Below are 7,958 nucleotides of genomic sequence, written 5' to 3'. Positions count from 1 at the left end.
CCGGAAGACCATCCGCCGGGAAATCGATCAGGCCAAGGCGACACCTCGTAAAGCTGGATGTCGCCTTACGGCTCCTGTGAACTGTCCTTCAACAGCGGGCGCGGCTTGGCGATCAGGTCGCCACCTTGCTGCTTGACCTGAGCCAGTTTCACAAGCGGGAGGACAAGCCTGCCTATTGGGCCATATTCGACCGGCTAGCCCAAGAAAGCGAGGAACTGCTCGACGATCTGGAGTGCCTACAGGGCCTTGAGGCAATTGATGCTCCGGTTCAGGTGACCACCAAATCCTCAGAACGAACCTTCCGTTTTCCGGAGCAGGAGACCAAGCTGCGGGCCGGCAAGAAGCCGTGCATCAAGCCCGCTGCCATGCCCGAAGACGTGCAGCTTCAATCGATCAATCATGACGAGCGAACGCTGGTTCTGCGCCGCTCGCACGCGAAAGGGCCCCTCCCCGACAGGCTCGATCTTCTCCCGCCCAAGCCAATCCGGAACGATGTGCTTCGCAATTCACTGATGGCCGTCGTCGAAGAGATGATCGCCAACACGGGACGCGTTCGGGCGCTTGAGCATCTTCTCACCCGGGCCCGTCCCGTGTTTAGCGATGGGCCGAGGCCGGACGGGATCGTGCGAGAAGATGATGACCTTCCCAATGCTACGAGCCGCGCGATCGCAGCCATGGACAGGACGACCCTCGGCATTCAGGGCCCACCCGGGACGGGAAAGACCTATGTCAGCGGCCTGTCGATTGCCGACCTCGTGCGGTCGGGAAAGCGTGTCGCTGTCGCCTCAAACAGCCACAAGGCCATCGGGAATCTTCTCAAAGCGGTCGCGGAAAGGGCGGAAGACAAAGGGCTCGCCTGTTCGATCGTACAGAAGGTCTCCGATGCCGAGGATGCTGACGACCATCCCGCGATCGTTGCCGTCACGGAGAATGATGCGCCCGAGATCAGGGCTGCGAACGTCGTAGGTTCCACCGCGTGGCATTTCGCGCGCTATGACGCGCCTGCCTTCGACTACCTCTTCGTCGATGAGGCCGGACAAGTCGCGCTCGCCAATATTCTCGCGATGGGCCGCTGTGCGCATAACATCGTCCTCGTTGGCGACCCGATGCAGCTTCCGCAGCCGCTTCAGGGAAGCCATCCCGGTGATAGCGGGCTCTCTTGTCTCGAGTACCTTATCGACGGTCACCGCGTCATTCCGCCTGAGCGCGGCATCTTCCTTCCAGCAAGCCGCCGCATGCATCCCGGGATTTGCCAGTTCATTTCGCAGGCAGTCTATGAAGGACGGCTCGAGAGTGATGAAGCTGCAGCGGCACAGACCCTTGTCTCCCCCATGGGCACAAGCCTTCTGGGCGCACGCCTCGAACCAATTCAACACACCGGACGATCGCAGGTCTCACCCGAGGAAATCGCAGCCATTCGCTGGCAAATCGAGGCGATGGTGGGTTCGGTATACCGGGACCGGAAAGGCACGCAACGCGTGGTCACCCACGCTGACATTCTCGTCGTCGCCCCATACAACGCGCAGGTCAACGCACTCAGGGTAACACTGCCACCTGATATCCGCGTCGGCACGGTCGACAAGTTCCAGGGTCAAGAGGCGCCAATCTGCCTCGTATCGATGACGACCTCCAGCGGCGAGGAGATGCCACGCGACCTCGCCTTTCTGTTCTCGCTCAACCGGATCAATGTCGCGGTCTCCCGCGCGCAGGCGGCAGCCATCGTCATGGCGAGCCCCCTGCTGCTCGAAACGCCGTGCCGGACGGTTGAAGACATGGCCTTGGTGAATGTCCTGTGCCTTCTCAATGAACTTGGACATGACAGGTTTTGACGTGCTGGCCTGCGATACTCCTCTCATCGGAAGAAGGAGCATCGCAGATGGCTTACTGGGACCTTGGAATGAAGCACATCGTCGACGTTGACGGGCAGCTGCTCGCGATCGACGCCGATGTGATCGACACCACGCGCCTGCTGGAAAAGGCGAACCGGCCGACGGACAGTCACCTCGCCATGATTCGGGCCGGCGAGCGCATCCTGCTCCAGCCCCGGCAGTTGATCCGGCTTCCTGCCGATGAAGTTCTCTTCTTTGAAACGCACGAGAATTCAGTGCACTATGGCGAGCATCGTCTCGCGGCATAGGGCGACGCGAAGGTGTCGGCAGTTATTGAGGAGGTGGTGTGATGCAGACTGACAGTGCTTCAGGGAAGAACATCATCATCTTCTCGGATGGGACCGGACAATACGGCGGGGTGCTGCCCGACCAGCGCCTGTCCAACATCTACAAGATGTACCGTGCCATGCGCCCGGGCACCCAGACCGGCTTCGACCCTGCCGATCAGGTGGCCTATTATGATCCCGGTCTGGGGTCAGGGGAACTCGGAGGCAGGGTTCGGAACATCCTCGCAGCCGCGTTTGGCACCGGCATCAGCGAGAACATCATCGATTGCTATGAGGCCATCCTGCGCCACTATCAGGACGGGGACCGGGTCTTCCTGTTCGGCTTCAGCCGAGGGGCCTACACCGCTCGGTGCGTTGCCAACGTGATGAACCTGTGCGGTGTTCCGCGTCATGGCGAAGACGGAAAACCTCTCCCGACCGGCGGCGTTGCCCTGCGCAAGATTGCCGAAGAAGCGGTCTACCGCGTCTATGAGCATGGCTCTGGCCGGGATCGCGGAAGGTATGAACCGGAGCGCGAGGAGCTGGCACGGCGCTTCAGGTTAAAATACGGAAGCGAAGGCTTGGGTGCCAATGGCGAGTACCAGGGCAACGTCGCTCCGACATTTATCGGTGTGTTCGACACGGTCGCGGCTCTCGGCACAGTAATCGTCAAGAGGGCGATGTTCGTTCTGGCGGTGCTCAGCGGCGCCCTCGGGCTTGCCGTCTGGACGAGCGATCTGGGCCTCGCTTGGAAGATCCTCGCATCCGCTCCCGCAGCTTTCTTTGCTGGCAGCTTGGTCTGGTCGGCGAAGAAGCAGTTCAAGTTCATCGAGAAGCCGCCGCAGGGGGGCAAGATGTGCTGGCACTTCGCTGCCTGGAACCTCAAGCACTATGATCGCTTCCTCGACAGCAGCGTGGGCTACGGGAGGCACGCACTCTCGATCGATGAGAACCGAAAGCGCTTCCCCCGGGTTGGCTGGGGGAATAGCGGCGACACGCTCGAGCAGGATCGCGGACCCCTCAAGTGGCTGAAGCAGGAGTGGTTCGCGGGCAACCACTCCGATATCGGTGGGAGCTATCCGGAAGACGAATCCCGCCTGTCCGACATTGCCCTGCAATGGATGATCGATGAGCTGAAATCGATCCCGAACCCTCCACTGATCGATGAGCGTTTCGTGCAGACCTTTCCCGATCCGCTCGGCATCCAGCATGATGAGGTCAGGGCCAGTAGGGAGCTCTGGCCGCGCTTATGGCCGACATGGGCCAGGTTTGGTTGGTCGGCCGAGACCAGGAAAGTGCACCCTGAGGCAGTCCTGCACCAGAGCGTCCTTGCCCGCTTCGCCGCAGCGTCGGTGCCTCAATATGACCGGCGGGCTCCCTATCGGCCGGAAAATCTTCGGGGGCATGTTAGCACCGCAGACTACTACACGGCATCCGATTGAAGCTACGATGGAATTCAAGAGACTTTCCCCACCGCTCGGCGCAACATCATGCCGGGGTATCGAAGGGACCAGAGCGATGAAATTGCTGCTTGCGAGCTTGGGATTGGCATTGGCCCTTACTGCGGCGCCGGTTTCGGCGCAGCGGTTCGTATGTCGCGGGACGACAAATTCGCCATATCCGCAATTCGTCTCGACCTACCATGATCACCAGCGCGTTGCTCCGGGCGCACGCGGGCTGTCGGACCAGTTCACGTCATTCTCGGCGGTCTTCGACGATGCGGACGACGACGATGGCGACGGACAGCCCGATCTTCGCCTCAATCCCGAGTACGTCGTTTATGAGCTGCGGGGCCTAGCGCCGGGTCGTAATGGCAATTTCGACGAACCACCCGTCTCCATTGACCGCCCGAACAAGTGGTATGCCTCCCCCGGGCTGGTGCCGCTTGTCGAGGCGATACAGGGTGTCACCAATCGCCGTCTCGACGACAGCTACAGCGGGGCTGGGACAGTGTGGAACCGCGGACATCTCGCTATGAGCGACCATGCCCAGCGCATCAGTCCCGAGGCAGGCTGCAACACCCATGTCTTCTGGAATGCCTCTCCGCAGGCCGCAGACCTAAACCAGGGGCCTTGGCTGCATCTCGAGAACTACTCCGCCGCCGCCTCGAACAAGTATCGCAGCATCTGGGTGATCGCCGGGCCGATCTTCGATCCTGCCACACCAAAGCTCACAATCGGCGATCCGGGTGAGCTGAAGGTCGAGATTCCCGACGCCTTCTTCAAGATTCTCATCCACGAGAGCCCCTCGGGCATCGACACGTTGGCTTTCATCTTCGAGCAGCCGAATGCACTGGATGCTGACGGTAAACCCGTGCCCACGCAGATATGGGTCAATTGCAACAGGGCGAGCCAGGTCGGCCATGTCTACGATCATCGTCCCAACCTGGTTACGATCAGGGAAATCGAGCGACGAAGCGGGCTTCAGTTCTTCCCGGGCCATCCTGATCGGGAAGCTCTTCTGGGCAAGCGACCGCGCAAGCTTTGGCCGATCGAAACCCGTTTTTGGGATAGCGGCACGCCATGTGGCGGGCAGCGGAGCCACCCATGATGGACGCAAAGGCTTTAGCTATGGCAGGCCGTCTGCCGTACCGGCCACTTGGCCCGGACGCCCGACGTGTAGCTTTTTCGTGGCGGATGACATGCCCCCGGCAAATGAAGCTCCGCAAATGATTGACTTTTCTGAATTCATCCGTGAATTCTTGTTGTTCCTGATTGGGAGGGTTGCATGAAGAAGATGTTGATTGCGGCAATGGCTGCGTCGTTTGTTTCGGGCATGGCTGCGCACGCGCAGCAGGGTCCGGTCGTGGAAGCGCAGCCGGTCGATGCGGCTGCGCAGGCATTGCCAGTCAATACGCTTGTCCTGGTGACACCGGCTGAAGAGATTACGTCGAAGAAGATGAAGGAAGGCACCCAGCGGCGCTTCCTCGTCGTGGAAGATGTCATCTATGGCGGCAAGGTCATCATTCCGCGCGGATCCGAGGTTCAGGCAACCGTGACCTGGCGTACCGGCAAGGGTATCGTCGGCAAGAGTGCGAAATTCGAACTCAGCTTCGACTGGGTACGCGTTGGCAGCACTAACTGGCGCCTGCGCGGCCAGCATCGCCAGGAAGGCAAGGGCAATACGGCAGGGGCACTTTTGGGCTCAGCGATCATTACCGGTAAGTCGGCCACGATGACGCCAGGGCAGGTGGTCAATGTGTTCACAGCGGAACCCATTCCATTCCGGTGAGCCTCTCCGATCTCTCCGCGTCTCAAGCGTGGATCAGGGGACGCCTTCGAGGTGGCTAGCACAAGTTGGTTGCGAAACAGCTAGATTCGATCGCCTTATTAGCGAACTCTCGCCGGCGACTTCCGACCCAGACCACGTCATTCCCGAGCATCAACGGCAATGTCTGATTCTGCCGGAAGCCGTCATGCAGCTTTCAGGATCGCGGATTGGCCACGCTCATGGCTGGAACTGGGTGGAATTCGGAATGTCCGGTTTCAAACCAAGGAATTGGCAAATCTGCCGATAGCGCACTGCGCGGCGATGACGTCTTGCGCACCGATCCCGACCAGTTTTGCGATGACGATATCATCCTGTGACATTCGGCCGAGGACTTGCCCCGAAATGACCTCTCCAAGCTCGGCGGCAACAAGCTGATCGATATTGTGGCCAGCCTTGATCGCATGAAACACGTCACCGTTGGTCGCAGCAGTTTCGCGAGCATCGACAAAAACACGCGCGCGCAACAAAGCGGTAGGGTCCAGCTCGCATTTCGTCGGATCATCAGCGCCAACGGCAATAACCAGTTGGCCGGGCTTCACCCATTCACCTTGCACGATCGGCTGGCGCGAGAGCGTTGCGGTAACCAGCACATCGGCAGCACGGACTGCAGTTTCGACGTCACGAGCAACCTCGCACGCGTCCAGCGACAATTCGATCTTCAATCGCGCCGCCAATGCCGCCGCCTTGGCCGGATCACGCCCCCAGATGGACAATCGGCTAAAGGGCCGCTCATGATGAACGGCAAGCGCTTGCAGATATGCCTGCGTCCCGGTTCCCAGCACCGAGACCGTCTTCACCCTCTCAGGGGCGAGCCACCTTGTAACCAGCGCACCGGTAGCCGCCGTGCGAATATCCGACAGATAGTGCTCGTCGGCGATGATCGCTCGTGCATGGCCGGTGCGACTATCCAACACGGCAACGAAACCACCTTGTGGTCGGCCTTCGCGAGCATTGACCGCAAACCATGGCGCGATCTTGACAATATGAATGTCGCACCCGCGCAATGCGCCGGTCTTCACATAAACATCACCCTCCTCGGGTGTGTCGGCGGGAAACATGACGATCAGCCCGTTCTGCGCCTCGCTCGCGCTCGATTGGCGAAACGCCTCGGCCATCGGATCGATCAAGTCCTGAAAGCCAATAACAGCGCGCAATTCGGTTGCGCTAATCATGCGCGGCGCAGTCATACTTTGACCATTGGGTCTGCAAGCAGCAGTTGATGATGCTGGACGGTCCGATCAGGATCCAGGTCGAACGCTTCATCTTCTGGATAGAGGACAGCAGTTTCCGGCGCTTCCCCAGCATAGGCGCGGATCGCATCCAAATCGGTCCAGAGCGAAACGAGAGTGAAAATCGCCACATCGGCATCGTCCCTGCGCCCAAGGCGAACATCGCAGCATCCTGAATGTTTGCGATAATCCGCAACGCCGGTTGCCAGAAGATGTGCATGAAAACCTTCGGCATGGGCCACAGGAACGCGGCCCGACCAAGTCCGCACGATCATAACGACATCACTGGTGCTTGATAGAGCGTGCCCTTGCCAACAATGGCGACCCTGCCACCAATCTTGACCAACAGGTCGCCAGTCTCCGTCCGGTCGACACGGACATCGAGCGCGCTTGGCCGTCCGGCAAAACGGCCTTGTGCTAGCGTGAAAGTCTCATTGGCAGGCGCAAGGCGGTGCTTGATGCAGTAGGCTGCCACCACGCCCGCCGCGCTTCCGGTTGCAACATCCTCGATGACGCCGTCATTGTTCCAGTGGCGGATTTCCCTTGCGTGGGGATCGAGCAACACGGCGAATTGCGCGCCTAAACCGTTGAGCAGGCCTGTCAGATCATGAGCTATGCGTGCCTTGGCGATCCGTCCGGCTTGCAGTGGGACGACCAGATATCGAAGGCCAGTGCTTGCGACTTCGAGCGGAAGAGCAGGATCAAGGTCGCCCTCGGGCAGCGAAAAGGCACGCGCCACTTCGGTCCGGTCTTCCGCAAGCCCTAGAAAATCGGGCGAACCGGCATCGAGTAGTGCCGTGTATTGCCCCTCAGCACCTTCTACATTGATGGAAACATGGCGGCCTGAAAGATCGAGTGTCCATGCCCCAGAGCCCGATGCGCCACGCAGATGTTCAAGCGCTACCGCAGCGCCGATCAGTGGATGCCCGGCAAAAGGAAGTTCCTCGAACAAATCGAACACCCGAGCGCTAACCAAGCCGGGGGTTCCAGTCGGCTGCAAGAAGATCGCTTCGAAATGCCTCAGCTCCTGGGTGATCGTCAGCATCTGCGCAGCCGACAGAACCGGCGCGTCATAGAAGACCGGGAGGCTGTTTCCGCCATAGGGCGCAGGGGTGAAAACATCGACGTGCAGATAATCGAGGCTGGGCATGGCTGGTCCTAAAGATTGATCGCAAGGTCGGTCGCGAGGCGCCTCAGCGCGTCCTCAGGTGGTGTAACTTCACGTCTGGAAATTCGTTTGGAGTTTGGTCTTTGAGCCCTTGCCGGGGCATGGCCCCGGCAAGGGCTGTCCGATCTGGTATTCC

At 60.0% G+C, this 7,958-nt stretch carries 8 protein-coding genes; 5 read left to right on the top strand and 3 right to left on the bottom strand.

Annotated features, from left to right (window positions below):
- Positions 1-125 precede the first annotated feature (125 nt).
- From C0V72_RS15665 to C0V72_RS15645, 5 genes are all read left to right on the top strand, one after another.
- On the top strand, positions 126-1,829 hold the full coding sequence (locus C0V72_RS15665) for a DEAD/DEAH box helicase (protein WP_199797812.1): 1,704 nt from the start codon (positions 126-128) through the stop codon (positions 1,827-1,829).
- 47 nt (positions 1,830-1,876) lie between these two features.
- The gene (locus C0V72_RS15660; protein ID WP_143704637.1) at positions 1,877-2,137 is read left to right on the top strand and encodes a hypothetical protein; all 261 of its coding nucleotides are present in this window, start codon (positions 1,877-1,879) and stop codon (positions 2,135-2,137) included.
- 41 nt (positions 2,138-2,178) lie between these two features.
- Entirely contained in the window at positions 2,179-3,597 is a 1,419-nt protein-coding gene (locus tag C0V72_RS15655) for a DUF2235 domain-containing protein (RefSeq protein ID WP_101795066.1), read from the top strand.
- Positions 3,598-3,673: 76 nt separating this feature from the next.
- A complete protein-coding gene (locus C0V72_RS15650; RefSeq protein WP_172439068.1) occupies positions 3,674-4,705 on the top strand; it encodes a DNA/RNA non-specific endonuclease in 1,032 nt (343 codons plus the stop codon).
- A gap of 177 nt (positions 4,706-4,882) precedes the next feature.
- The gene (locus C0V72_RS15645) at positions 4,883-5,386 is read left to right on the top strand and encodes a hypothetical protein (protein WP_101795064.1); all 504 of its coding nucleotides are present in this window, start codon (positions 4,883-4,885) and stop codon (positions 5,384-5,386) included.
- Between the two features lie 254 nt (positions 5,387-5,640).
- On the opposite strand, the gene C0V72_RS15640 is transcribed toward C0V72_RS15645, so the two are convergent.
- The 3 genes from C0V72_RS15640 to C0V72_RS15630 are packed head-to-tail and all read right to left on the bottom strand — an operon-like array spanning position 5,641 to position 7,804.
- Positions 5,641-6,597 (bottom strand): ornithine cyclodeaminase family protein, encoded by a 957-nt coding sequence (locus C0V72_RS15640; RefSeq protein ID WP_172439067.1) that lies wholly within the window; start codon positions 6,595-6,597, stop codon positions 5,641-5,643.
- Between the two features lie 11 nt (positions 6,598-6,608).
- Positions 6,609-6,929 (bottom strand): antibiotic biosynthesis monooxygenase, encoded by a 321-nt coding sequence (locus tag C0V72_RS15635; protein WP_101795062.1) that lies wholly within the window; start codon positions 6,927-6,929, stop codon positions 6,609-6,611.
- Positions 6,926-7,804, bottom strand: a complete 879-nt coding sequence (locus C0V72_RS15630) for a PhzF family phenazine biosynthesis protein (RefSeq protein WP_101795061.1) — start codon at positions 7,802-7,804, stop codon at positions 6,926-6,928. The genes C0V72_RS15635 and C0V72_RS15630 overlap by 4 nt, the downstream gene beginning before the upstream one ends.
- Positions 7,805-7,958: the final 154 nt, after the last annotated feature.

This window comes from Porphyrobacter sp. TH134 (assembly GCF_002855495.1).
Lineage (GTDB): Bacteria > Pseudomonadota > Alphaproteobacteria > Sphingomonadales > Sphingomonadaceae > Erythrobacter.
Note: the sequence above shows the minus strand (reverse complement) of the source record. Positions and strands in the feature narration are given on the sequence as shown.